The sequence below is a fragment of the Streptomyces violaceus genome (assembly GCF_036014075.1).
GTDB classification, from domain to species: domain Bacteria; phylum Actinomycetota; class Actinomycetes; order Streptomycetales; family Streptomycetaceae; genus Streptomyces; species Streptomyces violaceus.
This window is the reverse complement of record NZ_CP107911.1, coordinates 4,720,790-4,744,332: the sequence shown is the minus strand read 5'-3', so window position 1 is coordinate 4,744,332 and position 23,543 is coordinate 4,720,790. Positions and strand designations below refer to the sequence as shown.

Below are 23,543 nucleotides of genomic sequence, written 5' to 3'. Positions count from 1 at the left end.
CGGGACTACGAGGGAGGGCCCGTGACGGCGACCACGCGCATCGGTACCACGACGGATTCCGGCACCGAGACCAGTGAGGTGCTGCCCCGGATCGCCGAGCCGCAGAAGCTCGCCCCGCAGGACGCGCGCGGGCTGACCGGACAGTTCCTGGACCGGCTCGCGGTACTGGAGGAGGGCACTCCCGAGTACCAGTACGCGCGCAACACGCTCATCGAGATGAACATGTCGCTGGTGCGGTTCGCGGCCCGCCGGTTCCGCGGCAGCGGCCAGGCGATGGAGGACGTCGTCCAGGTCGGCATCATCGGGCTGATCAAGGCGATAGACCGCTTCGAGGTCTCCCGCGAGGTGCAGTTCACCAGCTTCGCGGTGCCCTACATCATCGGCGAGATCAAGCGGTTCTTCCGCGACACGTCCTGGGCCGTGCACGTGCCGCGCCGCCTCCAGGAGGCCCGTACGGAACTCGCCAAGGCCACCGAGGAACTGGCCTCCCGCCTCGGCCGCGCGCCCCGGGTCGCGGAACTGGCGGCCCTGATGAACCTCACCGAGGAGCAGGTCGTCGAGGCCCAGGTCGCGGCGAACGGCTACCTGTCCTCGTCCCTCGACGCGACGGTCGGCGGCGACGCGGACGAAAGCGACGCGACGCTCTCGGAGTTCATCGGCGAGGAGGACCCGGCCCTGGAACTGGTCGAGGACTTCCACGCCCTCGCTCCCCTGGTCGCCGAACTCGACGAACGCCAGCGACTCATCCTCCACCTGCGCTTCGTGGAAGAACTCACCCAGGCCGAGATCGGCACCCGCCTCGGCATCTCCCAGATGCACGTGTCCCGCCTCATCTCCAGGACGGTGGCACGGCTGCGGGCGGGGATGCTGGCTACCGGCTGAGACGCCCGGAAAACGAACCGAGCCCCAGTTCAGACTCTCTCTGAACTGGGGCTCTTCGGTAGGCCCTGTGGGACTCGAACCCACAACCAATGGATTAAAAGTCCACTGCTCTGCCAATTGAGCTAAGGGCCCAGGCGATGTTGCCCCCACGAGCATAGCCGGACCACGGCGAGTCTCCGATCGGGTATCGGATCTCGGCCGTGCCGGAGTCCCGGTGGAGCCCCGGTGGAGTCCGGCACGGAGGGGGAACTGACTCCGTGACGGTCACACACCACCGTACGGGACCGACAGCAGAGCGCCGCGGCCCGCCCGTCGGACGGAACCACGGCGCTCGTCACGCGTCTGCGTCAGCCGTTGCGCTTCCAGCGCGGCTTGTCCTCGCGGCGGCCGAAGGAGCCGCCGCCGCGGTGGTCGTCACGACGGCCGTTCGGGCGGTCGTGCCCGCCGGCGCGGTAGCCCGGACGGTCGTCCCGGCGGTCGCGGTTGAAGGGACGGTCGCTGCCACGGTGCCCACCGCGCTCGTCCCGGCGGAAGCCGCCACGGTCACGGTCGCCGCCACGGTCACGGTTGAAGCCGCCGCCGCGCTCGTCACGCCGCTCGAACGACCGGCCGCCACGGTCGCCACCACGGTCACGGTCGAAGGAACGCCCGCCGCGGTCGTCGCGCCGGAAGCCCCCGCGCTCGCCCCGGTCGGCACGGTCGTCCCGACGGAAGCCACGGTCGCGGTCGAAGGAACGGCCACCACGGTCACCGCCACGGTCGCCACCGCGGTCACGGTCGCGGTCACGGTTGAACCCGCCGCCGCGCTCGTCACGCCGCTCGAACGACCGGCCACCGCGGTCGCCACCACGGTCACGGTCGAAGGAACGCCCGCCGCGGTCACCACCACGGTCACGGTCGAAGGACCGCTCCCGGTCGGCGTACCGGTCACGCCCGTAGCCGCCGCCACGCTCCTCGCGCCGCTCCCGACGCTCGTACGACGGGGCAGACGCGGAAGGCGCCGCCGACACCGCGCGCTCCTCGCGCGCCACGTCCTGCGCGGTCGGCTGCTCCGGCACCGACACCTCGACGCCGGCCGGAACGTCCTCGGTCTTGCCGGACTCGCCGACCGCCGCGGGCTCCTCGCCGCGCTCGCGCGCGACCCGCGCGAGCAGCCGGTCGGACTCCTCACGCAGCTCGTTCGCACGCCGCTGCGCCCGCTCCAGCTCCTTGGTGAGCTGGGCGACCTCACGCTCGGCCTGCTGCGCGGAGTTGCCCACGGACTCGGCCTGGACCTCGGTCATCGACCGGGCGCCCGTGATCTCGGCGACCTCCGGGTCGAAGGCCGCGCCGCCCTGGATGATGTGACGCGTGGCGTCGACGCCCGCGTCCTCCATCAGCCGGAAGATCTGACGCCGCTGGTGCGGGAGCGAGAGGGAGACGACCGTGCCCGTGCGCCCGGCACGCGCCGTACGGCCGGCCCGGTGCAGGTAGTCCTTGTGGTCCCCGGCCGGGTCCACGTTCAGCACCAGGTCGATGCCGTCGACGTGGATGCCGCGGGCGGCGACGTCGGTCGCGACGAGCGCGTTGACGTAGCCCTTCTTGAAGTCATCCAGCACGCGGGTGCGGGCGCCCTGCGTCATACCGCCGTGCAGCGCGTCGGCCTTCACGCCGGAGTCGCAGAGCTGCTCGGCGATACGGTCGGCGCCCAGCTGGGTGCGGACGAAGATGATCGTGCGGCCCTTGCGGGAGGCGACCGCGGCGGTCACCGGCGCCTTGTCCTTGGGCTTCACGATGAGGATGTGGTGCGACATGGTCGTGACGTTGCCCTGGGCGCTGTCGACCTCGTGCGTGACCGGGTTGCTCAGGTAGCGCTTGACCAGCGTGGAGATCTCGTTCTCCATCGTGGCCGAGAACAGCATGCGCTGACCGCCCGCCGGGACCTGGTCGAGCAGCTCGGTGACCTCGGGCAGGAAGCCCAGGTCCGACATCTGGTCGGCCTCGTCGAGGACGGCGATCTGCACGTTCTCCAGGGAGCAGGCGCCGCGGTTGATGATGTCGCGCAGCCGGCCCGGGGTGGCGACGAGGACGTCGACGCCGCGCTCCAGGGCGTAGATCTGGTTGCCCATCGACGTACCGCCGCAGACGACCTTCATCTTCAGGCCGAGGACGTCGCCGTAGGGCTGGAGCGCGTCGGCGACCTGCATGGCGAGTTCACGCGTCGGCGTGAGGATGACGGCCCGCGGCTTGTGCTTCTCGGTGCGGCCGCCGGCGAGCGTCGCCAGGGCCGGCAGACCGAAGGAGAGGGTCTTGCCGGAGCCGGTGCGGCCTCGGCCGAGGATGTCCTTGCCGGCCAGGGCGTCCGGAATGGTCGCGGCCTGGATGGGGAAGGGGGTGGTCACGCCGTTCTGTGCGAGCTTGCGCACGACGCCCTCGGGCAGGCCGAGGTCGGCGAAGGTGATGTCGGGGGTGTTGTCTTCGACGGCCTCGTTCTCGGGCACGACGACGTGATCAGTACTGGCGATGGACATGCGAATGCGAAACCTTCCGGAGTCTCCGTCGGCACGCGCCCGTCAACTCCGTGATTCGCGATTCGCAATACGACCGCCTCAATGCGGTCCACCACGGCAAGGGAGAGTACGCGCCACACGGCGCGCTCTGTAGTGGCGCCGGGCAAGAATGGGTTCAAACGATCTGCCACCATACGCACTCCGGGCCCCGCAAGGCAAACCGGACTCCGCAGGAGACAGACAGGGACGCCCTCCTTCGGCCACTGGCCCGGAGAACCTCCCGTCGGCTTCCAACCAACCACCCCCGCACCATGTTCCCGGCATGTTCCCGCCGTGACGGAGCTCACCGCGTGGCTACGCCGGTGACCCCGCCTCCGGAGCCGGCTCCCGCTGCGCCAGCTGCGGCCCCGGCGGCTCGTGCGCCGACGACGACGGCTCCGGCGTCGGCTCCGGTGATGCGGTCGGCTCGGGCGGTGTCGGCGTGGGCTCCGGTTCGGCCGTCCGGGTGGGAGTGGGCGGCGCCGGCGGCCTCGGCGTCGGCTTGGGCGGCTTCCCCGGCTTGCCGCCTCCCGGCGCGGACGCGCTCACCGCGGCGGACGGCGACGCCTCGGGGGATGCCGCCTCCCCGGGCCTGCCGCGCTCGCCCTTCTCGCCCTTCTTCCCTTTGCCGCGCCGGTGCTTGCCGTCGGCCGCCGCCGCACCGGCCCCGGCGCCGCCGCCCGACACCGCCGGCCCGCCGTCGGGCCCTTCCCCGGCGCGCTGCCCCGCGGAGTGCGACGGCTTGGCGCTCCCGCCCGCGCCGTCGTCGCCGACGCTCATGCAGCCGGCGGCAGCGGCGACGGCCACGACCGTGGCGGCCAGGCGGACGGGTACGTACAAGGGGCGCACGGGGCCACCTCCGGGAAGGGTGATGGAGTCAACACCTCCAACTCCCGCCGCCCGCAAGAGGACACGCGCCCCGCGTTCACATCACGCTCAGCCGTAGCCCAGGGCGTGAAGGCGCTCGTCGTCGATGCCGAAGTGGTGCGCGATCTCGTGCACCACGGTGACCTCCGTCTCCGCGACGACGTCCTCCCGCGACTCGCACATCCGCAGGGTCGGGTTCCGGTAGATCGTGATCCGGTCGGGCAGCACACCGGCGTACCACTCCCCCCGGTCGGTCAGCGGAGTCCCCTCGTAGAGCCCGAGCAGCTCGGGATCGTCCGCCGGCGGATCGTCCTCGACGAACACCGCGACGTTGTCCATCAGTCGCGTCAACTCCGGCGGGATCCGGTCGAGCGCCTCGGCAACCAGTTCCTCGAACTCCTCGCGCGTCATCTCCAGCACAGGCCCATTGTCGGCCACGACCCGCCGTACGAGAGCCATCCGGCGTCGCATATCCGGCCCGGGACTTGGGCATACGGGATCAATGGCCCGCGTCCCCGCCGCAGTCCGGAGTGTCCTGAACCCGATCCGCAAGCCCCCGCGCGCTCTGGCCCGCCGCTATCGCTCCCGTCAGGCGCCCACCACGATCGAGCTCGTACGGCAGCCGCACCCGTGGGCCCGCGCGGCCGGACTCGTGACCGTCGTCCTCCTCGGCGCCTGGCTGGGGCTGCTGGTGGTGGGCAACGTACGGGTCCCGGTCGGCCCCATGAACACCACCATGACCCTGCGCCCCTCCTTCACCGGCGGCACCAAGATCAATGTCTCGCCGCTGGGCGCCCTGGCGCTGGACAGCCACATCGCTCCCGTCCGCCTGGACGTGAACGTCGACCAGCTCGACCCGGATCGCTCCCAGGCCCTGGTCGACCACCCCGAACGCCTCTCCGGCCTCCAGGACGAGGTCACCGAGGACGTCGGCCGCGGCACCCTCGACCTGGCCGTCCGCTCGGGCGTCGCCGTCGTCGCCGGCGCCACCGCCCTCGGCCTCGCGGTCTACCGCCGCCCCCGGCGCGCCCTGGCCGCCGGCGGTCTCGCCCTCACCCTCCTCGCCGCCTCGGGCGGCACGGCCTACGCCACCTGGCGCCCCGACTCCGTCCTGGAACCCAAGTTCTCCGGGCTGCTCACCTCGGCCCCCTCCCTGGTCGGCAACGCGCGCAGCATCGTCACCGAATTCGACGTCTACCAGAAGGAATTGGCCCGCCTGGTCACCAACGTGACCAAGCTCTACGACGCCACCTCGACGCTCCCGGCCTACGCGCCCGACCCCTCCACCCTCCGGGTCCTGCACGTCTCCGACATCCACCTCAACCCGGCGAGCTGGAAGATCATCGCTTCACTCGTGGAGCAGTACAAGGTGGACGTGATCGTCGACTCGGGCGACACGATGGACCACGGCACAGCGGCCGAGAACGGCTTCCTGGACCCCATCGAGGACCTGGGGGCTCCCTACGTCTGGGTCCGCGGCAACCACGACTCGATGCTCACCCAGCAGTATCTGGAGGGCCTGAAGAACGTCCACGTGCTGGATGACGGCCGGGCGAAGACGATCAAGGGCATGCGTTTCGCGGGCATCGGCGATCCGCAGTTCACGCCGGACCGCTCCAAGAGCCTCGGCGCCCTGCAGTCCCAGGAACTCGCCGGTGCCCGGCTGGCCACGGCCCTGCGCGATCAGCGCACGGCCGGCACCCCGGTGGACGTCGCCGTCGCCCACGAACCGGCGGCGGCCCGCGAGGTCGACGGCGAGGTCCCGCTGGTCCTGGCCGGCCATCTGCACCACGACGAGACGGAGGTCCTGAAGTACGGGACCCGACTCCGCATCGAGGGCTCCACCGGCGGCAGCGGCCTGCGCGCCATCGAGGGCAAGCACCCCGACCCCATCGAGGCGTCGATCCTGTACTTCGACCGGGACTCCCGTCTGCTCCAGGCCTGGGACGAGATCGAGCTGGGCGGCCTCGGCCTCACGACGGCCGAGGTCAGCCGCCACCTGCCGGAGGAGAACCAGCCCGGTGCGGACCCGTCCCCGAGCACCCCCACGGAGGGCACCCCCTCCGCCTCCCCCTAAACCGTTTTGGCGATAGGTCCCGCCATCCCATATGCTTCTCACGTCCCCGACGCGCTGAGAAGCGCGCAGGCGGGCCGATAGCCCTCATCGTCTAGCGGCCTAGGACGCCGCCCTTTCAAGGCGGTAGCACGGGTTCGAATCCCGTTGGGGGCACGCACCACCCTGTGCGACACTGTCGTACGACAAGCTTGGTCCTGTGGAGCAGTTTGGAGTGCTCGCCACCCTGTCAAGGTGGAGGCCGCGGGTTCAAATCCCGTCAGGACCGCTGAGGTTTCACGTGAAACCTCGTGGCTGGGTAGCTCAGTTGGTACGAGCGTCCGCCTGAAAAGCGGAAGGTCGCCGGTTCGACCCCGGCCCCAGCCACCGCCGCCCGTTCAGGGCATGAGCCCCTCTCCAGCATCAGTGGAGAGGGGCTCAGTCATGTCGTCCACGTCCTGCCGAGGGCCGACCCATGTGGTCAGGGCAGTCAGCAGCGCGTCGTGGTCGTGGTCGTCCGCGGCCCATGCGATGTATCCGTCCGGGCGGACCAGCAGCAGCGCCGGGGCCTTCGAGCCGGCGGCCGGGGCGACGGTGATCGCCCGTCCCTCCCAGCCCGTCACCTCGGGGAACCGGCTGACGAGCACGAAACGGCAGGCGCGCAGGGCCTCGTACAGCCGCGTCGCGGTGCCGGTGCCCTGGGCGAGTTCCAGGTCGGGAGCGCGCCGGCCGGTGCGGGGGTGGGTGCCGGTGGGTGCCGGGTAGGAGATGGCGAGCCCCGTCGCCTTGGCCGCCAGACGGTCGGCCACCGGTGGAATGGCGGCGGCGGCGCGGGAGAGCAGGTTCATGACGGTGCTCAGCACGGGCGAATGGATCAGCGCCAGCCGCATCATCCTGCCGCTGTCCCGGATCACTTCCCGCCCGATCGGGTGACGCTCTGCCTGATACCCGTCGAGCAGCCCCTCCGGCGCCCACCCGCGCGCCACCGCCGCCAGCCGCCAGGCGAGATTGGCGGCGTCCTGCAAGCCGGTGTTCATGCCCTGACCGCCCGCCGGGGAATGCACATGCGCGGCGTCGCCCGCGAGCAGCACCCGCCCGAGCCGGTACCGCGGCACCTGGCGCTCATCGGTCTGGAAGCGGGACAGCCAGCGCGGGTCGTGCATGCCGAAGTCGGTCCCGAGCGCCTTGCGGGTGATCGTCCGCACGTCCTCCAGATCGAGAGGGGCCTCGACCGGGAGCTGCCTGTCACGGTCCCAGGCGACCACCCGGTGCCAGCCGTCGCCCAGCGGGGAGACGAAGGCGATCCCCTCCCGGACCGCGTTCGCCACCGGCATGGCCTGCGGCACGGCCAGTTGGACATCGGCGAGCATCACCGAGCGCAGGGCGGCCCGGCCGGGGAACGGAAACCCCAACGCCCGGCGCACGACGCTGTTCATGCCGTCCGCGCCGACCACATAACCGGCACGCCGTGTCCGCGGTGTGCCGCCGGCCTGGCGCACGGTCACGCTCACTCCGTCGGCGTCCTGCTCGACCCCGGTGACATCCGCGCCGGCCACCACATCGGCGCCGAGCGCCTCGGCACGTTTCGCCAGCACCGCCTCGGTCGCGTACTGAGGGGTCAGCAGCATGTACGGGAATCTGCTCGGCAGCCGCTTCAGATCGAGCTGGGCATCCCCGATCATCTGGAGCTTGCCGATCCGGACACCGCCGGCGACGAGTTCGTCGGCGATGCCCCGGGCGTCCAGCAGTTCGAGCGTCCGGGCATGGACCGCGAAGGCGCGGGTCAGCTGCGACCTTTCGGTGCGACGCTCGAGCACGGTGACGGAAACGCCCGCCGCGGCGAGGTCTCCGGCGAGCATCAGACCGGTGGGACCGGCACCCACGATCAGGACTTCGGTGGCTTCGGGCATGGGACGGGAGGCCCTCCAATCGTGAGCGGCTGCCGTACGACCTCACCGCCATGCAATCGCCGCCCGAACGAGAAACGGTCAAACCTCACTCCGCGCCGCGGGACAAAACCGTTCGCCACGGATTTCCCGGGGATGAGATCCTGGGTCCCGTATGTCTACGCACTCCGCCCCCGCCCTCGGCGCCCTCGCCCCCCGCCTGACCGAGCTGTCCCTGCGCGACGCGCACCGGCTCGGCCGCAGGCTCGAAGGTGCGCGCAAGATCCGTAAGCCGGAGGCCCAGGCCGCCGTGCTCGCCGAGATCGAGGCGGAGGTCGCCAAGGCCGAGGAGCGCATGGCGGGGCGGCGCGCCCGCGTGCCCGAGGTGACGTACCCCGAGCAGCTGCCGGTCAGCCAGAGGAAGGACGTGATCGCCGACGCCATCCGCGATCACCAGGTCGTGATCGTCGCCGGTGAGACCGGGTCCGGGAAGACCACGCAGATCCCGAAGATCTGCATGGAGCTCGGGCGAGGCGTCCGCGGCATGATCGGGCACACACAGCCCCGTCGTATCGCCGCCCGCACCGTCGCCGAGCGCGTGGCGGAGGAGCTGGACACCCCGCTCGGCGAGGCCGTCGGCTGGAAGGTCCGTTTCACCGACCAGGTCGACCCGGAGGCCACCTTCGTCAAGCTGATGACGGACGGCATCCTGCTCGCCGAGATCCAGACCGACCGCGAGCTGCGCGCCTACGACACGATCATCATCGACGAGGCCCACGAGCGGTCCCTCAACATCGACTTCCTGCTGGGCTACCTCGCCCAGCTGCTGCCGAAGCGGCCCGACCTCAAGGTCGTCATCACCTCGGCCACCATCGACCCCGAGCGCTTCTCCCGGCACTTCGGCGACGCCCCGATCATCGAGGTCAGCGGGCGTACGTACCCCGTGGAGGTGCGCTACCGGCCGCTCCTCGAAGAGGACTCCGACGACGCCGACCGCGACCAGATCACCGCGATCACCGACGCCGTGGAGGAGCTCCAGAAGGAGGGCAAGGGCGACATCCTCGTCTTCCTCTCCGGCGAGCGGGAGATCCGGGACACGGCCGACGCGCTCACGAAGAAGCAGTACAGATTCACCGAGATCCTGCCCCTCTACGCCCGGCTGTCGCACGCCGAGCAGCACCGCGTCTTCCAGCCGCACACCGGCCGCAGGATCGTTCTGGCGACCAACGTCGCCGAGACCTCCCTCACCGTCCCGGGCATCAAGTACGTCATCGACCCCGGGTTCGCCCGGATCTCCCGCTACAGCCACCGCACCAAGGTCCAGCGCCTCCCCATCGAGCCGGTCTCGCAGGCCAGCGCCAACCAGCGCAAGGGCCGCTGCGGCCGTACGTCCGACGGCATCTGCATCCGCCTCTACAGCGAGGACGACTTCAACGCCCGCCCGGAGTTCACGGACGCGGAGATCCTCCGTACGAACCTCGCCTCCGTCATCCTGCAGATGACCGCGGCCGGCCTCGGCGAGATCGAGAAGTTCCCCTTCATCGACCCGCCGGACCACCGCAACATCCGCGACGGCGTGCAGCTCCTCCAGGAGCTGGGCGCCTTCGACCCGGCCCAGAAGGACCTCCGCAAGCGGCTCACGCAGACCGGCCGCAAGCTCGCCCAGCTGCCGGTCGACCCGCGGCTGGCCCGCATGGTGCTGGAGGCCGACCGGAACGGCTGTGTCCGCGAGGTCATGGTCATAGCCGCCGCGCTGTCCATCCAGGATCCGCGCGAGCGCCCCGCCGACAAACAGGCGCAGGCCGACCAACAGCACGCCCGTTTCAAGGACGAGACCAGCGACTTCCTGGCCTATCTCAACCTCTGGCGCCACGTCCGCGAGCAGCAGAAGGAGCGGGGCTCGTCCTCCTTCCGCCGGATGTGCAAGCAGGAGTACCTCAACTTCCTTCGCATCCGCGAATGGCAGGACATCTACTCCCAGTTGCGCACGGTCGCGAAGCAGATGGGCATCCACCTCAACGAGGACGACGCCCCGGCCGACCGCATTCACGTCTCCCTGCTCGCCGGCCTGCTCTCCCACATCGGCATGAAGGACGTGAAGGAGGCCGGGGGCGAGGGCGGGAGGAGCACGGGAAAGAACGAGTATCTGGGCGCCCGCAACGCCAAGTTCGCGGTCTTCCCCGGCTCGGCCCTCTTCAAGAAGCCCCCGCGCTTCGTGATGTCCGCCGAACTCGTCGAGACATCCCGCCTCTGGGCCCGCGTCAACGCGAAGATCGAGCCCGAGTGGGTCGAACCCCTCGCCGCCCACCTCATCAAGCGCACGTACAGCGAACCGCACTGGGAGAAGGACCAGGCCGCGGTGATGGCGTACGAGAAGGTCACGCTGTACGGCGTACCGATCGTGGCGCAGCGGAAGGTCAACTACGGCCGGATCGACCCGGAGGTCAGCCGCGAGCTGTTCATCCGGAACGCGCTCGTCGAGGGTGACTGGCGCACGCACCACAAGTTCTTCTCGGACAACCGCAGACTCCTCACCGAGGTCGAGGAGCTGGAGCACCGGGCTCGGCGCCGGGACATCCTGGTCGACGACGAGACGCTGTTCGACTTCTACGACCAGCGGCTCCCCGAACACGTCGTCTCCGGCGCCCACTTCGACTCCTGGTGGAAGCACAAGCGCCACGAGCAGCCCGACTTCCTCGACTTCGAGCGCGAGATGCTCATCAACGAGAAGGCGAGCGAGGTCACCAAGGCGGACTACCCGGACTCCTGGCGCCAGGGGAACCTCAAGTTCCGGGTGACCTACCAGTTCGAGCCGGGCGCGGACGCCGACGGCGTGACCGTCCACATCCCGCTCCACGTGCTCAACCAGGTCACGGACGAGGGCTTCGACTGGCAGATCCCCGGCCTGCGGGAAGAGGTCGTGATGGAACTCATCCGGTCCCTGCCCAAGCCGATCCGCCGCCACTACGTCCCCGCGCCGAACTATGCGAAGGCGTTCCTGGACAGCGCGGTCCCCCTCCAGGAGCCGCTCACGACGACCATGGCCCGCGAACTGAAACGCATGGTCGGTGTCCCCTTCGAGGCGGACGACTTCGACTGGTCCAAGGTCCCCGAGCACCTCAAGGTCACGTTCCGGATCGTCGACGAGCGGCGTCGCAAGCTCGCGGAGGACAAGGACCTTCAGGCGCTGAAGCTCAGGCTGCGGCCGAAGGCCCGCAAGGCCCTCTCCCAGGCCGCGGCGGCCACGGCGGAACGCCAGGGCGGCGAGTCCCTGGAGCGCAAGGGCCTCACCGACTGGACGATCGGCACGCTCACCCGCGTCTTCGAGACCCGGCGGGCCGGCCAGCCGGTGAAGGCGTATCCGGCGCTGGTCGACGACGGCGACACGGTCTCCGTACGCCTCTTCGACACGGAGGCGGAGCAGGCGCAGGCCATGTGGAAGGGCACGCGCCGCCTGATCCTCCGCAACATCCCGGTGAACCCGGCGAAGTTCGCCTCCGAGAAGCTGACGAACGCGCAGAAGCTGGCGCTGTCCGCGAATCCGCACGGCTCCATCCAGGGCCTCTTCGACGACTGCGCGATGGCGGCCGCCGACAAGCTGATCGCGGACTTCGGCGGGCCGGCGTGGGACGAGGAGTCGTACCGGAAGCTGTACGACAAGGTGCGCGCCGAGATCGTCGACACGACGGTCCGTACGGTCGGCCAGGTGCAGCAGGTCCTGGCCGCCTGGCAGGCCTGTGAGCGACGCCTGAAGGGCGTACGCAGCCCCGCGCTGCTGCCGAACCTCCAGGACGTACGCAAGCAGCTGGACGCCCTCGTGAAGCCGGGCTTCGTGACGGAGGCGGGGCTGCGGCGCCAGGCGGACCTGATGCGCTATCTGGTGGCGGCGGACCGGCGTCTGCAGCAGATGCCGGCCAACGTCCAGCGGGACACGACGCGGATGCAGAAGGTCCACGAGATGCAGGACGAGTACGCCTGGCTGCTGGAGCAGATGCCGCAGGGCCGGCCGGTCCCGTCGTCGGTCCTGGACATCCGCTGGATGATCGAGGAGCTCCGGGTCAGCTACTTCGCCCATGCGCTGGGCACGGCGTACCCCGTCTCCGACAAGCGGATCGTCAAGGCGATCGACGCGGAAGTCCCGTAATCGCCCGTGCGCGTGGGGTGAGTTCGCGCCGGGACCCACCCCTCCTGTACAGTCTCTTCTCGCAGCGCAACGCACGAATGGCGCCGCGAAACCTGGTCCTGTGGAGCAGTTTGGAGTGCTCGCCACCCTGTCAAGGTGGAGGCCGCGGGTTCAAATCCCGTCAGGACCGCAGTGAAGTGAGCAGGGCTCGCATCCCGCAAGGGACGCGGGCCCTTTCTCATGCCCGGAAAGAGCCCGGATCTTCGGATCCGGGCTCTTTTGTGTGTCCTGACCTCCGCAGGAGCCTCCAGAGCTCCCTCACGCCGTCTTGACGGGCCGACGTTCCCTCGGTACCCAGAAACCAGGACCGTCCCCCGTGCGGCCTTCTGGAGGTGGCGTATGACGGCATCGGCTAGGCACGAGACGCGGGCCCTGCTCCGCGCGCACCTGGCGGCCGCGTCGTCGTACCGGCATCTCACGCGCCACTGTCCGATCTGCCACCGCCTGCTGCGGCTGGCGATGGAGTCCGCTCCGGGCCGGCCTCAACACCCGTCTGAGCATGGGGTGCTGGAGCCGGAGGCTTCACTACCGCACCGGAGTCAGAGCTAACAAGCCGCTTGGTATGTGACGGGTGTCACTGCATGAGTTTTGGAAAGTAAGGTACTTACACCCGACCTACAACAGGTCAATTTAATATGTGCAATTGCACCCCACCCGGGGCGCTGCACACAGGAGATCCGACACCCCTCCTCAGACTCCGACAAGGCCGCTCACACCAGGCCGGACAGACCCACGGTCGGCGCACAAAAAAGATCGCGCTGGACCCGGCGGAGTCCAACGCGATCTACGACGCACCCTGTTACATGCCTGCGAAGCTCTGACTGGCTTGGGCGTGGAGCCTGTTGGGGCAGGACCCGCGTCGCTTGGAGCTAGGGTTCCGGACGCCGCGGCCAGTGGGGGACCGGCCGGTTTGTCCGGTATTCAATTGTTCAGGCCTCGCTGCGCTGCTGCGGAATGCCCGCGAGCAGAGCGCGGACCTCGGCCTCGCGGTAGCGCCGATGCCCGCCGAGCGTGCGGATCGACGTGAGCTTGCCGGCCTTCGCCCACCGCGTGACCGTCTTCGGGTCCACGCGGAACATGGTGGCGACCTCAGCCGGGGTCAGCAGCGGCTCGGCATCAGGGGTGCGAGCGGTCATGAGCGGCCTCCTCGGGAGAACCGAACCTTCTCGGTTCTTTCCTCTAAATTCTGCACCTTGACCCGCGTTGCCCGAAATGGCGGACGCGAGTCGAGTCGGTTATAGGACGAACGGCTTGTCCTCGGCACTACAACTACACCATCTGTCCAGCCGCGTCGGCCAAACCGATGGAATTGCCCTCCAGGTGTTCATCAGCGACGGAAGCCGATGGACCATGCCATAGCGGACAGTCACGCCGCTGTGACGATCAGTCACAGCGGCGATCAGGAGTCACGAGACCCCCCAAAGCGTGCAATGCTGAGATTCCGCCCATAGTGCAGCACTACGGGACGGAAGGAGCCCCCCGGACTCCTTGTCCTATTTTGGCATGAGGAGGGGCAAGGGGCGCAAGAGCCACGTACGTGTAGTCCGTCACGCTTGGCCTACTTGAGAGGTACGCCCGGATCGGGTCCTACGTCCCTTGCTGACGAAGCCTCAGGAAACGCACAGTCCGCTTCAGGAACTCGGTGCGAGGACAAAACCTCAAATCGGGCGGTTCGTCAAACGTCAGTTCGTGACCGACCGCGAGCCGTCCGTAGGGATCGCAAGGTCAGAGGTCAGTTGGCCGACCGAAGATCCCGCACGGAACGCCACCGCTCCACCAGCCGCCCGTAAGCCGCCCCGGCGGCCGTCCCGTCGCCCCGGCGCAGCGCGGCGATCCCCTCGGCCACGTCCGCCGCCGAGTGGTCGTCCTCCAGCGCCCCGGCCGGCACGGCGTGCACCAGACCGCCGTAGTCCAGCTCCACGAGCGAGCGCGGGTGGAACTCCTCCAGCCAGCGCCCGACGTCCACCAGGCCGTCGATCAGCGGCCCCTCGTCCATGGCCTCCTTCAGGGCCCGCAGGCCCCGGGCCACGCGCCGCCGGGCCTGGACCATCGGCGTGCGGTAGCGCAGCACGGGCGGGCTGTCGACCGAGGCGCCCTTGTCGTACTCGCGCTCCTCGTCGGAGACCAGCACGAACCAGTTGATCGGCACCTGCCAGGTCGCCGTACGGATCCACGGCCGGGCGTCCGGGTTGTCCGCCAGCCAGCGCTCGTAGTCCTGGGTGGCCTGGTTCCGCAGGAAGGGCGGCAGGACCACGTCCAGGACGGGCTGCGGGAGCTCCTCGGAGAGGTCGTCCAGGGCCTGCCAGCCGCGCAGCCGGGTGCGCCAGGGGCAGACGCAGACGACGCCCTCGACATCGAGCACGAAGGCGTCCTCGCTCTCGTGCACCGGCACCGGGACCGGCGGAGTGGGCGCCAAGTCGGCCAGGGCGCGACGGAGTTCGTCCTGGTACGAGGGACGGTCCGTACGGCGCGCGTAGCGGGCCCAGTGGCTGCGCTCCGGCTCGGGGAAGGCGGCCAGCGGTTCGTACACGCGCAGGTAGGTCGCGTAGGGGACGATCACCGAGGACACCTTGGGCACGCCTGCTCCCTCCCCCGCGCTCCGTCGCGAAAACCTGCGGAACCCACTCACAAACGCACGGGAAGACTATGCAAATCGTCCCACGGCCGTACTCCGCACGGAGGGCATCCTGTGCGCGGTGCCGCCGACGGGCGCACCAGGCCCTAATCTCATGCTCAACAGCTTCCGCCACCCACACGGGAGCCCAGCCCCACCCGCCGCAACTTACTCAGGAGTCACCACAGTGACCGACGTAGCCGGCGCGCCTGCTGATGTACTGCACACCCTGTTCCACTCGGACCAGGGAGGTCATGAGCAAGTCGTGCTCTGCCAGGACCGCGCGAGCGGCCTCAAGGCCGTCATCGCCCTCCACTCCACCGCCCTGGGCCCCGCGCTCGGCGGTACGCGCTTCTACCCGTACGCGAACGAGGCGGAGGCCGTCGCCGACGCGCTGAACCTCGCGCGCGGGATGTCGTACAAGAACGCCATGGCCGGCCTCGACCACGGCGGCGGCAAGGCCGTGATCATCGGCGATCCGGAGCGGATCAAGAGCGAGGAGCTGCTCCTCGCCTACGGCCGCTTCGTGGCCTCCCTCGGCGGCCGCTACGTCACCGCCTGCGACGTCGGTACGTACGTCGCCGACATGGACATCGTGGCCCGCGAGTGCCGCTGGACCACCGGCCGCTCCCCCGAGAACGGCGGCGCGGGGGACTCCTCCGTCCTCACCGCCTACGGCGTCTACCAGGGCATGCGCGCCTCCGCCCAGCACCTGTGGGGCGACCCCACGCTGCGCGCGAAGCGGGTCGGCATCGCCGGTGTCGGCAAGGTCGGCCACCACCTGGTTGAGCACCTGGTGAAGGAGGGCGCCGAGGTCTTCGTCACGGACGTGCGCGAGGACGCCGTGCGGCGGATCACAGAGCGGCACCGGGACGTGATCGCCGTCAAGGACACCGACGAGCTGATCCGGGTCGACGGGCTGGGCATCTACGCCCCCTGCGCGCTGGGCGGCGCCCTGAACGACGACACCGTGCCGGTGCTCACCGCCGAGGTGGTCTGCGGCGCCGCCAACAACCAGCTCGCCCACCCGGGGGTGGAGAAGGACCTCGCCGACCGCGGGGTCCTCTACGCGCCGGACTACGTGGTGAACGCCGGCGGTGTCATCCAGGTGGCCGACGAGCTGCACGGCTTCGACTTCGAGCGGTGCAGGGCGAAGGCGGCGAAGATCTACGACACGACGCTGGCCATATTCGCACGTGCGAAGGAGGACGGGATTCCGCCGGCCGCCGCGGCCGACCGGATCGCCGAGCAGCGGATGCACGACGCGGCCATGGCCCGCCGGGCGCGCTGACGGAGCGGAATTCGGGACCGACCCGGAGGGGTCTCGTACGTTTGGCCGGTACCCGTCGGTGGGCAGTTAGAGAGAACTCTCACTTCTACCGGCGGGTCGACCGCCGATAAGTGGTTAAAATCGCGGTTGACCAGCGAGGACGGGGCGCCTCGAGGGTCCTGGGCGCGGGCACGTCATGCGGGCGACGTACCGTATGGGCGCGGGCTCAGGTACCGTGGAAGCCCTACGGACACGGTCTCTCTGCGGAGAGCCCGTGCCGGACCATGAACGCGTGTCAAGACTCTGGGGCCGTCGAGCCCCGTCGTTGAGGGGGTCGAGCCATGGGGCGCGGCCGGGCCAAGGCCAAGCAGACGAAGGTCGCCCGCCAGCTGAAGTACAACAGCGGTGGGACTGACCTCTCACGCCTGGCCGAGGAGCTGGGTGCATCGCCTTCGAATCCGCAGCCGCCTAACGGCGAGCCGGTGGTCGAGGACGATGATCAGGATGAGGACCTGTACGCACGGTACGCCGACCTCTATGAGGACGACGACGAGGACGAGGAAGACCAGTCCTCACAACACCGTCGCGGCGCTTGACCCTGCACTGAGCACTCACCCGGTCGGTGACTCCGGTCACCGACCGGGTTCTGTGCTGCCCGCAGGGTTACGACCCCCAGTGCCTCAGCTCGCGTAGTCACCGATCAGGGCGGCGCCGGTGGTGTGCTCGCCCCGGTCCGTGATCTCGCCTGCCACCCAGGCGTCCACGCCGCGGTCGGCCAGGGTCGCCAGGGCCACGTCCGTGGACTCCTGCGGCACGATCGCGATCATGCCCACGCCCATGTTCAGGGTCTTCTCCAGCTCCAGGCGCTCGACCTGACCCGTCCGGCCGACGAGGTCGAAGATCGGGGCCGGGGTCCAGGTGGAGCGGTCGACGATCGCGTGCAGGCCGTCCGGGATCACCCGGGCGAGGTTGGCCGCGAGTCCGCCGCCGGTGATGTGGCTGAAGGCGTGCACCTCGGTGGTGCGCGTCAGGGCCAGGCAGTCCAGCGAGTAGATCTTCGTCGGCTCCAGCAGCTCCTCGCCGAGGGTGCGGCCGAGCTCCTCGATGTGGGTGTCCAGCGCGAGGCCCGCCTGGTTCAGCAGGACGTGACGGACGAGGGAGTACCCGTTCGAGTGAAGACCGGAGGCCGCCATGGCGATCACCGCGTCACCCGTACGGATACGATCCGCGCCCAGCAGCCGGTCGGCCTCCACGACTCCCGTACCGGCGCCGGCGACGTCGAAGTCGTCCTCGCCCAGCAGGCCCGGGTGCTCGGCGGTCTCGCCGCCGACCAGGGCGCAGCCGGCCAGCACACAGCCCTCGGCGATGCCCTTGACGATGGCGGCGACGCGCTCGGGGTGGACCTTGCCGACACAGATGTAGTCGGTCATGAACAGCGGCTCGGCGCCGCAGACCACGATGTCGTCCATGACCATGGCGACCAGGTCGTGGCCGATCGTGTCGTAGATCCCGAGCTGCCGGGCGATGTCGACCTTGGTGCCGACACCGTCCGTGGCGGAGGCCAGCAGGGGACGCTCGTAGTTCTTCAGAGCGGAGGCGTCGAAGAGGCCGGCGAAGCCGCCGAGGCCGCCGAGGACCTCGGGGCGCTGGGCCTTCTTCACCCACTCCTTCATCAGCTCGACGGCGCGGTCGCCCGCTTCGATGTCGACGCCCGCGGCTGCGTAGCTGGCGCCGCCTTCGGCACTGTGGGTCTCAGACATGGCTGTGAGAGCTTTCGTGTCGTACGGCAGGTGATACGGGCTGACTACGGGCGGCGGATCGCGTCGGCGGCGGCCGTGGCGGCCGGGCCGGCGGCCAGCTCGGTCTCCAGGAGCTGCTTGCCGAGCAGTTCGGGGTCCGGGAGCTCCATCGGGTATTCACCGTCGAAGCAGGCGCGGCACAGGTTCGGCTTGGCGATGGTGGTCGCCTCGATCATGCCGTCGATGGAGATGTACGCCAGGGAGTCGGCGCCCATCGAGGTGCCGATCTCGTCGACGGTCATGCCGTTGGCGATGAGCTCGGCGCGGGTGGCGAAGTCGATGCCGAAGAAGCAGGGCCACTTCACGGGCGGCGAGGAGATCCGGATGTGGACCTCGGCGGCGCCCGCCTCGCGGAGCATGCGGACCAGGGCCCGCTGCGTGTTGCCGCGCACGATCGAGTCGTCGACGACGACCAGGCGCTTGCCCTTGATGACTTCCTTCAGCGGGTTCAGCTTCAGGCGGATGCCCAGCTGGCGGATGGTCTGCGAGGGCTGGATGAACGTCCGGCCGACGTAGGCGTTCTTCACGAGGCCGGCGCCGAACGGGATGCCGCTCGCCTCCGCGTAGCCGATGGCGGCGGGGGTGCCGGACTCCGGGGTCGCTATGACGAGGTCGGCCTCGGCGGGTGCTTCCTTGGCGAGCTTGCGCCCCATCTCCACGCGGGAGAGGTAGACGTTCCGGCCGGCGATGTCGGTGTCCGGGCGGGCCAGGTACACGTACTCGAATACGCAGCCCTTGGGCTTCGCTTCCGCGAACCGGGAGGAGCGCAGGCCGTTCTCGTCGATGGCGACGAACTCGCCCGGCTCGATCTCGCGGACGTAGCTGGCGCCGCAGATGTCGAGGGCCGCGGACTCGGAGGCCACGACCCAGCCGCGCTCGAGGCGGCCGAGGACCAGCGGGCGGATGCCCTGCGGGTCGCGGGCCGCGTACAGCGTGTGCTCGTCCATGAAGACGAGGGAGAAGGCGCCCTTGACCTGCGGGAGGACGCGATGGGCGGCATCCTCGATGGTCAGCGGCTTGCCGTCCTCGTCGACCTGGGCCGCGAGGAGTGCGGTGAGCAGGTCGGTGTCGTTCGTCGCCGCGACGCGCGGGGTGCGGCCGCCCTCCTGCTTGGGCAGGTCGGCGACCATCTCGGCGAGCTGGGCGGTGTTGACCAGGTTGCCGTTGTGGCCGAGCGCGATGGAGCCGTGCCCGGTGGCACGGAACGTCGGCTGGGCGTTCTCCCACACGGAGGCACCGGTGGTCGAGTAGCGGGCGTGTCCGACCGCGATGTGTCCCTGGAGCGAGCCGAGGGAGGTTTCGTCGAAGACCTGGGAGACCAGGCCCATGTCCTTGAAGACAAGGATCTGAGAGCCGTTGCTGACCGCGATTCCCGCGGATTCCTGGCCTCGATGCTGGAGGGCGTAGAGCCCGAAGTACGTGAGCTTGGCGACCTCTTCGCCCGGAGCCCAGACACCGAAGACGCCACAAGCGTCCTGGGGGCCCTTCTCACCGGGGAGCAGGTCGTGGTTGAGTCGTCCGTCACCACGTGGCACGCCACCGAGTGTAGGCGAGGTCGACCACTGGTCCGAATTGGGGATTCCGGACTTTTTGGTGGATCACTGTTCGGCGACGGCTCGCACGCTCGTACCGTTTGCGCTGGTCAGCGTGAGAGTCTGGTGATCGACTCCGTACTTCAGCTTCCCGTCGAAAAGACGCAGCAGGGTCTTCTCGTCGGCCATGAGTGAGTCTTCGCACATCATTCGGGTCGTGGCCGGGGGGCCCAGGGTGATATGGCCGTCGCGCACGGTGGCCTTGGCGTTGACCTTGTTGCAGCCGAGGCTTCCGGAGACGGTGCCCTTCTTCTCGTCGAAGGTGAGGTGGGCGCGGCCGTCGGCCTCCGGGGTCGTGACGGTCCACTTGGTGCCGGTCAGCTCGGCGTCCTTGGCCTTGGTGAGACGGACGGTGTCGCCCTTGTCGGTGGTGAGGGTGAGGCGGTCGCCGTCCACCTTCGCCTTGAACTCCTGGTCGGAGAGCGTGCGGGCCAGGGTCTCCTCGAAGGCCATGGGCTTGTTCTCGCAGGCCATCTCCGTGGCCATGGTCTTGCTGAGCCGGATGCGGTCGCCGTCGACGGTGGCGTCGGCGCCGAAGTTGTTGCAGCCGAAGCTGCCCTCGGCCCGGCCCTTGTCGATGGTCACGTGGGCGCCGGTGGGTGCCTTCTGGGTGGTGCCGTCAGCGGTGACGCTGTCCACGCTCCACCGCATGCCGGTCACCGCCGGCTTGTCGGCACCGACCGAACCGCTGCCGCTGTCCGCCTTCTCACTGCCGCAGGCCGCCATGAGCGGGACGAGCATGGCGGCGGCCGTCAGGGTCATGCGCTGCTTCTGCCTGTCCATGCCACTTCGACGGGGCACCCGGGGGGATCGGTTCCCTTTACCTCATCAAGGGGAGGTACGCGTCCAGGTCGGCCCGCTCGCCGCTCGCGCTGACGTGGGCGTCCTGGAGCGCCTGCTTCCAGGTCAGCCGCCCGGTCGCCAAACGGATCCAGGTCAGCGGGTCCGTCTCGACGACGTTGGGCGGGGTGCCCCGGGTGTGCCTCGGACCCTGCACGCACTGCACCACCGCGTACGGCGGCACCCGCACCTCCGTCGAACCGCCGGGCGCCTTCGCGGCGAGCGCGTCGGCGAGCAGCCGGGTGCAGGCGGCGAGGGCCTGACGGTCGCAGGGGATGTCCAGGCCGGGGACGGCGGCGTTGAGGTCGTCGGTGTGGACGACGAGTTCGACGGTGCGCGTGACGACGTAGTCGGCCAGGGGCAGGGCGCCCGCGCTGGTGGGAAGCAGCCGGCCGGCGGGGTGCGCGTCGAGGTGCGCGGTGAAGCGGTGCTCGGCGTCGGCGAGGTGGGCGTCGAGGTCCGGGTGCTCCTCGGCCAGGCGGCGGGCGGTGCCGGCGATGGCGGGGGCGTCGTCGGCTATGGCGAACGGCCAGTCGAGCAGCCGGCCGTCCTGCCGCGCGGGCTCGGGCTCCCCGAGCAGCCGGTCCACGGCGTCCAGGGCCATGGCGCAGTGCGCGGCCAGCTCACGCACGGTCCAGTCGCCGAGGCGCGTGGGCAGGGCCAGCCGGTCGGGGCCGAGGGTGCCCACGGCCCGGCGTATGTTCCCGAACTGGGCGAGCACGGCGGCTCGGGTCTTGGTGGGGTCGTACGCGCGGGGGCGCTTCTTGGCCGGGGGCATGGGGGTCAGCCTAGGCGGGGGCTGTGACAGCCGGGGGTGCCTCGAAGGTCTGCCCGTTGCCGGGGACGCCGATGCCGGTCCAGGTGAAGGGCACGCCCCGGGCGCCGTCCGGGTCGGGGCCGTCCATCAGCTGGAAGTGGAGATGCGGCTCGGAGGAGTTGCCGGAGTTGCCGCAGCGGGCGAGCGCCTGCCCGGCGTGGACCCGGTCGCCCTCGCGGACGGTGAGGGAGCCGCGTTGCAGGTGGGCGTAGGCGGCGTAGGTGCCGTTGCCGAGGTCGAGGACGATGTGGTTGCCGAGGATGCGGCGGACTCCGGACATCTCTCGTAGCTGGCCTTCGATGAGCATCAGGTACAGCAGCCCGGGCAGTGAGTTGCGGCTGAGGTGGTCGCGCTGCCCGTCTGCGGCCCGTACGACGGTGGCGTCGGCGACCGCGAGGATCTCGGCGCCGAAAGCCGGGAAGTCCTCGGGGCGACGGGCGAGCGGCCACAGCCACCGGAAGGCGGGGCGGGAGCCCGGCTCGGGCTCGGCGAGGATGTCGATCGCGTACGTCTGCCCGTGTGCGTGAATGCCGTGGCTCGGGGTGCGGTCGGCCGGGCTGTTCAGCGCGGACCAGCGGCCGGTCACGGGCGGGGCGACGTCGAGGCGTTCCCGGGCCCGGCGCGGGCTGTCGGGGGCGCCACCCCACCGGTTGGCGACGGTGACGACGACGTACGCGAATACCAGCAGCAGGCAGTTCCACAGGATGGGGTAGCCCCAGCCGAAGCAGATGTGGGCGATCACCAGGCCGATGAAGGCCAGCTGAAGGCCCTGGAAGGCCACCATGCCGAGCTTGCGTGCGGACATCCTGTCCCCCGGTTCTCTCGTTATTGCGGACGTGCCGTCGCCACCGCCACCAGCAGGGGCACGACCCGCGACGGCGGCACCTCGTAGCGGCCCCGGCCGGTCGTGTGCAGCCAGCCGGTGCCGGTGAGCTGGCGCAAATGGTGGTAGATCTGGCCGGTCGTGCCGATCTCGTCCAGCTCGGCGAGTTCGGCCGCGGTGCGCCGGCCGCCGAGGACCTCGCGGAGCAGCCGGAGCCTGACCGGGTGGCCGAGCGCCGCGAACGACTCGGAAGCCGCCGTCCAGTCCTCCTCCAGCAGCCCCTCCGTCAGGACTGCCATCTGCCACGCGTACGGCTCGCCTGTCGGCAGGCGTACGGAGCCGGTGTAGAGGACGCCTCCGTCGGCCGCGCCCAGCTCGGACAGCTGCTTCTTCAGCCCGTTCAGGGCCCAGAAGTCGCTCTCGTCGAGGCTGGGTCCGGCGCGGTGGGCGCCTTCCAGGGCAGCCAATCGGCGCTCGAGGGCGGCTACGCGTTCTTCGAGTTCCACTCCTCCGATATTACGGAACTACGTAATTGCATGCAACCCTCATGCTGCGAAGGCCGCGCAGTCAGACGGAGCTCCCTCGGGTACGCACTCGCGTGGAAGGCCTGGCACCAGGTGGGTGTACGCGGTTAGAACCGACCCGTTGCCGCATCGCCGGAGGCTGGAGACAGCGTGTCGAATCACCGTGGGTTAGCAGTGACGTCCAAGCCGCGCATGGGACACAGGGCCGGGATCCTGGCCCGCGCTCTGCTGGCGGTGATCACTCGGCGCCCCCTCGGCACACCGCCGGGCACGACGGCGATCCGGCACTCCTCCGAAGTGCGCTCCATGGTCATGGTCCTGACCCTGGCGGAGATCCCGCTGGCCTTCCTCGTCTCCGGGATTTTTCCGCCGGCCGGCCGGATTCCGCACGCGGTGCTGGAGCTGGCGCTGATCCTGACCGGCTTCGGCGTCCTGGCCGCGATGGCCCGCAATCCGCACACCGTCTCGGCCGACCGGGTCGCGCTGCGCACCGGGTTCATGGGCGGCCTGGAGCTGCCGCGCCCGATGGTGGGGTCGGCGAACCAGGCCATGCGCACGATCGAGGGACGAGGGCTGCGCCGCGTCCCGAACGAGGCCTCGGCCGTGGCGTGCTCGATCGGCAGCTCCGTCAACATGCGGGTCCTCCTGGAGGAGCCCCTGCCGGTCGAGCTGGGCGACGGGCAGAGCCTCGACGTCGACACGGTCTACATCTCGGCGGACTCACCCGAGGCGATCACCCGGGCCCTGAAGAACAGCGCAGTGCACCAGTGACGACGTGAGCGAACCGGTATCGAGGAGTCGAGCGGCTGCCGGCCGGTCTGCTTGCCCAGCAGACACCTGTGCCCCGTCGAGTGGGACCTCGACG

General features: G+C 70.0%; 19 protein-coding genes and 5 tRNA genes. 11 read left to right on the top strand and 13 right to left on the bottom strand.

Annotation, left to right across the window (positions count from 1 at the left end):
• Window positions 1-21: 21 nt before the first annotated feature.
• The gene (locus tag OG542_RS21365) at window positions 22-882 is read left to right on the top strand and encodes an RNA polymerase sigma factor SigF (RefSeq protein WP_311126496.1); all 861 of its coding nucleotides are present in this window, start codon (window positions 22-24) and stop codon (window positions 880-882) included.
• Window positions 883-941: 59 nt separating this feature from the next.
• On the opposite strand, the gene OG542_RS21360 is transcribed toward OG542_RS21365, so the two are convergent.
• The 4 genes from OG542_RS21360 to OG542_RS21345 form a co-directional block, all read right to left on the bottom strand.
• A tRNA-Lys gene (locus OG542_RS21360) sits at window positions 942-1,014 on the bottom strand.
• 215 nt (window positions 1,015-1,229) lie between these two features.
• Entirely contained in the window at window positions 1,230-3,392 is a 2,163-nt protein-coding gene (locus OG542_RS21355) for a DEAD/DEAH box helicase (RefSeq protein ID WP_328413021.1), read from the bottom strand.
• A 333-nt stretch (window positions 3,393-3,725) separates the two neighbouring features.
• The gene (locus OG542_RS21350; protein ID WP_311126498.1) at window positions 3,726-4,259 is read right to left on the bottom strand and encodes a hypothetical protein; all 534 of its coding nucleotides are present in this window, start codon (window positions 4,257-4,259) and stop codon (window positions 3,726-3,728) included.
• An 87-nt stretch (window positions 4,260-4,346) separates the two neighbouring features.
• Window positions 4,347-4,697 carry a metallopeptidase family protein gene (locus OG542_RS21345; RefSeq protein ID WP_311126499.1) on the bottom strand — a complete coding sequence of 117 codons (351 nt, stop codon included), beginning with the start codon at window positions 4,695-4,697 and terminating at the stop codon, window positions 4,347-4,349.
• A gap of 82 nt (window positions 4,698-4,779) precedes the next feature.
• On the opposite strand from OG542_RS21345, the gene OG542_RS21340 reads away from it, so the two are divergent.
• The 4 genes from OG542_RS21340 (at window position 4,780) to OG542_RS21325 (ending at window position 6,717) form a co-directional block, all read left to right on the top strand.
• Window positions 4,780-6,354: a metallophosphoesterase family protein gene (locus OG542_RS21340; RefSeq protein WP_328413018.1), complete on the top strand. Its 1,575-nt coding sequence runs from the start codon at window positions 4,780-4,782 to the stop codon at window positions 6,352-6,354.
• 80 nt (window positions 6,355-6,434) lie between these two features.
• A tRNA-Glu gene (locus tag OG542_RS21335) sits at window positions 6,435-6,507 on the top strand.
• 37 nt (window positions 6,508-6,544) lie between these two features.
• Window positions 6,545-6,619, top strand: a tRNA-Asp gene (locus OG542_RS21330).
• A gap of 24 nt (window positions 6,620-6,643) precedes the next feature.
• Window positions 6,644-6,717, top strand: a tRNA-Phe gene (locus OG542_RS21325).
• An 11-nt stretch (window positions 6,718-6,728) separates the two neighbouring features.
• Here OG542_RS21325 and OG542_RS21320 read toward each other — a convergent pair.
• Window positions 6,729-8,240 (bottom strand): FAD-dependent monooxygenase, encoded by a 1,512-nt coding sequence (locus tag OG542_RS21320; RefSeq protein ID WP_328413016.1) that lies wholly within the window; start codon window positions 8,238-8,240, stop codon window positions 6,729-6,731.
• Window positions 8,241-8,391: 151 nt separating this feature from the next.
• Here OG542_RS21320 and hrpA point away from each other — a divergent pair, with 151 nt between their 5' ends.
• From hrpA to OG542_RS21305, 3 genes are all read left to right on the top strand, one after another.
• Window positions 8,392-12,360 carry an ATP-dependent RNA helicase HrpA gene (hrpA, locus tag OG542_RS21315; protein WP_328413014.1) on the top strand — a complete coding sequence of 1,323 codons (3,969 nt, stop codon included), beginning with the start codon at window positions 8,392-8,394 and terminating at the stop codon, window positions 12,358-12,360.
• Window positions 12,361-12,454: 94 nt separating this feature from the next.
• Window positions 12,455-12,529 (top strand) — tRNA-Asp (locus tag OG542_RS21310).
• Window positions 12,530-12,738: 209 nt separating this feature from the next.
• Window positions 12,739-12,948, top strand: coding sequence for a DUF6274 family protein (locus tag OG542_RS21305; protein ID WP_311126503.1), 210 nt, complete (start codon window positions 12,739-12,741; stop codon window positions 12,946-12,948).
• Between the two features lie 380 nt (window positions 12,949-13,328).
• On the opposite strand, the gene bldC is transcribed toward OG542_RS21305, so the two are convergent.
• Together bldC and OG542_RS21295 are read right to left on the bottom strand one after the other, a co-directional pair.
• On the bottom strand, window positions 13,329-13,535 hold the full coding sequence (gene bldC, locus OG542_RS21300) for a developmental transcriptional regulator BldC (protein WP_003949541.1): 207 nt from the start codon (window positions 13,533-13,535) through the stop codon (window positions 13,329-13,331).
• A 596-nt stretch (window positions 13,536-14,131) separates the two neighbouring features.
• Window positions 14,132-14,977: a hypothetical protein gene (locus tag OG542_RS21295; RefSeq protein ID WP_193483493.1), complete on the bottom strand. Its 846-nt coding sequence runs from the start codon at window positions 14,975-14,977 to the stop codon at window positions 14,132-14,134.
• Window positions 14,978-15,200: 223 nt separating this feature from the next.
• Between OG542_RS21295 and OG542_RS21290 the strand changes: the two genes are divergently transcribed.
• Both OG542_RS21290 and OG542_RS21285 read left to right on the top strand, forming a co-directional pair.
• Entirely contained in the window at window positions 15,201-16,304 is a 1,104-nt protein-coding gene (locus OG542_RS21290; RefSeq protein ID WP_328413011.1) for a Leu/Phe/Val dehydrogenase, read from the top strand.
• A gap of 320 nt (window positions 16,305-16,624) precedes the next feature.
• Window positions 16,625-16,879 (top strand): DUF3073 domain-containing protein, encoded by a 255-nt coding sequence (locus OG542_RS21285; RefSeq protein ID WP_311126505.1) that lies wholly within the window; start codon window positions 16,625-16,627, stop codon window positions 16,877-16,879.
• An 84-nt stretch (window positions 16,880-16,963) separates the two neighbouring features.
• Here the strand turns inward: OG542_RS21285 and purM are convergent, their stop codons facing one another.
• The 6 genes from purM to OG542_RS21255 all read right to left on the bottom strand — a co-directional run bounded on the left by purM (window position 16,964) and on the right by OG542_RS21255 (window position 22,660).
• Complete coding sequence (purM, locus tag OG542_RS21280) at window positions 16,964-18,043, bottom strand: phosphoribosylformylglycinamidine cyclo-ligase (RefSeq protein WP_328413009.1); 1,080 nt, start codon at window positions 18,041-18,043, stop codon at window positions 16,964-16,966.
• 44 nt (window positions 18,044-18,087) lie between these two features.
• On the bottom strand, window positions 18,088-19,617 hold the full coding sequence (purF, locus tag OG542_RS21275) for an amidophosphoribosyltransferase (protein ID WP_311126507.1): 1,530 nt from the start codon (window positions 19,615-19,617) through the stop codon (window positions 18,088-18,090).
• 63 nt (window positions 19,618-19,680) lie between these two features.
• The gene (locus OG542_RS21270) at window positions 19,681-20,457 is read right to left on the bottom strand and encodes an META domain-containing protein (protein WP_193483498.1); all 777 of its coding nucleotides are present in this window, start codon (window positions 20,455-20,457) and stop codon (window positions 19,681-19,683) included.
• A gap of 37 nt (window positions 20,458-20,494) precedes the next feature.
• The gene (locus OG542_RS21265; protein ID WP_328413006.1) at window positions 20,495-21,292 is read right to left on the bottom strand and encodes a maleylpyruvate isomerase family mycothiol-dependent enzyme; all 798 of its coding nucleotides are present in this window, start codon (window positions 21,290-21,292) and stop codon (window positions 20,495-20,497) included.
• A gap of 10 nt (window positions 21,293-21,302) precedes the next feature.
• Complete coding sequence (locus OG542_RS21260; RefSeq protein ID WP_328413004.1) at window positions 21,303-22,136, bottom strand: M23 family metallopeptidase; 834 nt, start codon at window positions 22,134-22,136, stop codon at window positions 21,303-21,305.
• A 20-nt stretch (window positions 22,137-22,156) separates the two neighbouring features.
• Complete coding sequence (locus OG542_RS21255; RefSeq protein ID WP_328413002.1) at window positions 22,157-22,660, bottom strand: ArsR/SmtB family transcription factor; 504 nt, start codon at window positions 22,658-22,660, stop codon at window positions 22,157-22,159.
• Between the two features lie 210 nt (window positions 22,661-22,870).
• Between OG542_RS21255 and OG542_RS21250 the strand changes: the two genes are divergently transcribed.
• On the top strand, window positions 22,871-23,449 hold the full coding sequence (locus OG542_RS21250; RefSeq protein ID WP_328413000.1) for a hypothetical protein: 579 nt from the start codon (window positions 22,871-22,873) through the stop codon (window positions 23,447-23,449).
• Window positions 23,450-23,543: the final 94 nt, after the last annotated feature.

What these genes read in the sequence shown, in the direction of transcription:
- OG542_RS21355 (WP_328413021.1), bottom strand. Translation starts at nt 3,392, where the DNA reads ATGTCCATCGCCAGTACTGATCACGTCGTCGTGCCCGAGAACGAGGCC.
- OG542_RS21340 (WP_328413018.1), top strand. Translation starts at nt 4,780, where the DNA reads ATGGCCCGCGTCCCCGCCGCAGTCCGGAGTGTCCTGAACCCGATCCGC.
- OG542_RS21320 (WP_328413016.1), bottom strand. Translation starts at nt 8,240, where the DNA reads ATGCCCGAAGCCACCGAAGTCCTGATCGTGGGTGCCGGTCCCACCGGT.
- hrpA (WP_328413014.1), top strand. Translation starts at nt 8,392, where the DNA reads ATGTCTACGCACTCCGCCCCCGCCCTCGGCGCCCTCGCCCCCCGCCTG.
- OG542_RS21305 (WP_311126503.1), top strand. Translation starts at nt 12,739, where the DNA reads ATGACGGCATCGGCTAGGCACGAGACGCGGGCCCTGCTCCGCGCGCAC.
- bldC (WP_003949541.1), bottom strand. Translation starts at nt 13,535, where the DNA reads ATGACCGCTCGCACCCCTGATGCCGAGCCGCTGCTGACCCCGGCTGAG.
- OG542_RS21285 (WP_311126505.1), top strand. Translation starts at nt 16,625, where the DNA reads ATGGGGCGCGGCCGGGCCAAGGCCAAGCAGACGAAGGTCGCCCGCCAG.
- purM (WP_328413009.1), bottom strand. Translation starts at nt 18,043, where the DNA reads ATGTCTGAGACCCACAGTGCCGAAGGCGGCGCCAGCTACGCAGCCGCG.
- OG542_RS21270 (WP_193483498.1), bottom strand. Translation starts at nt 20,457, where the DNA reads ATGGACAGGCAGAAGCAGCGCATGACCCTGACGGCCGCCGCCATGCTC.
- OG542_RS21265 (WP_328413006.1), bottom strand. Translation starts at nt 21,292, where the DNA reads ATGCCCCCGGCCAAGAAGCGCCCCCGCGCGTACGACCCCACCAAGACC.
- OG542_RS21260 (WP_328413004.1), bottom strand. Translation starts at nt 22,136, where the DNA reads ATGTCCGCACGCAAGCTCGGCATGGTGGCCTTCCAGGGCCTTCAGCTG.
- OG542_RS21250 (WP_328413000.1), top strand. Translation starts at nt 22,871, where the DNA reads ATGGGACACAGGGCCGGGATCCTGGCCCGCGCTCTGCTGGCGGTGATC.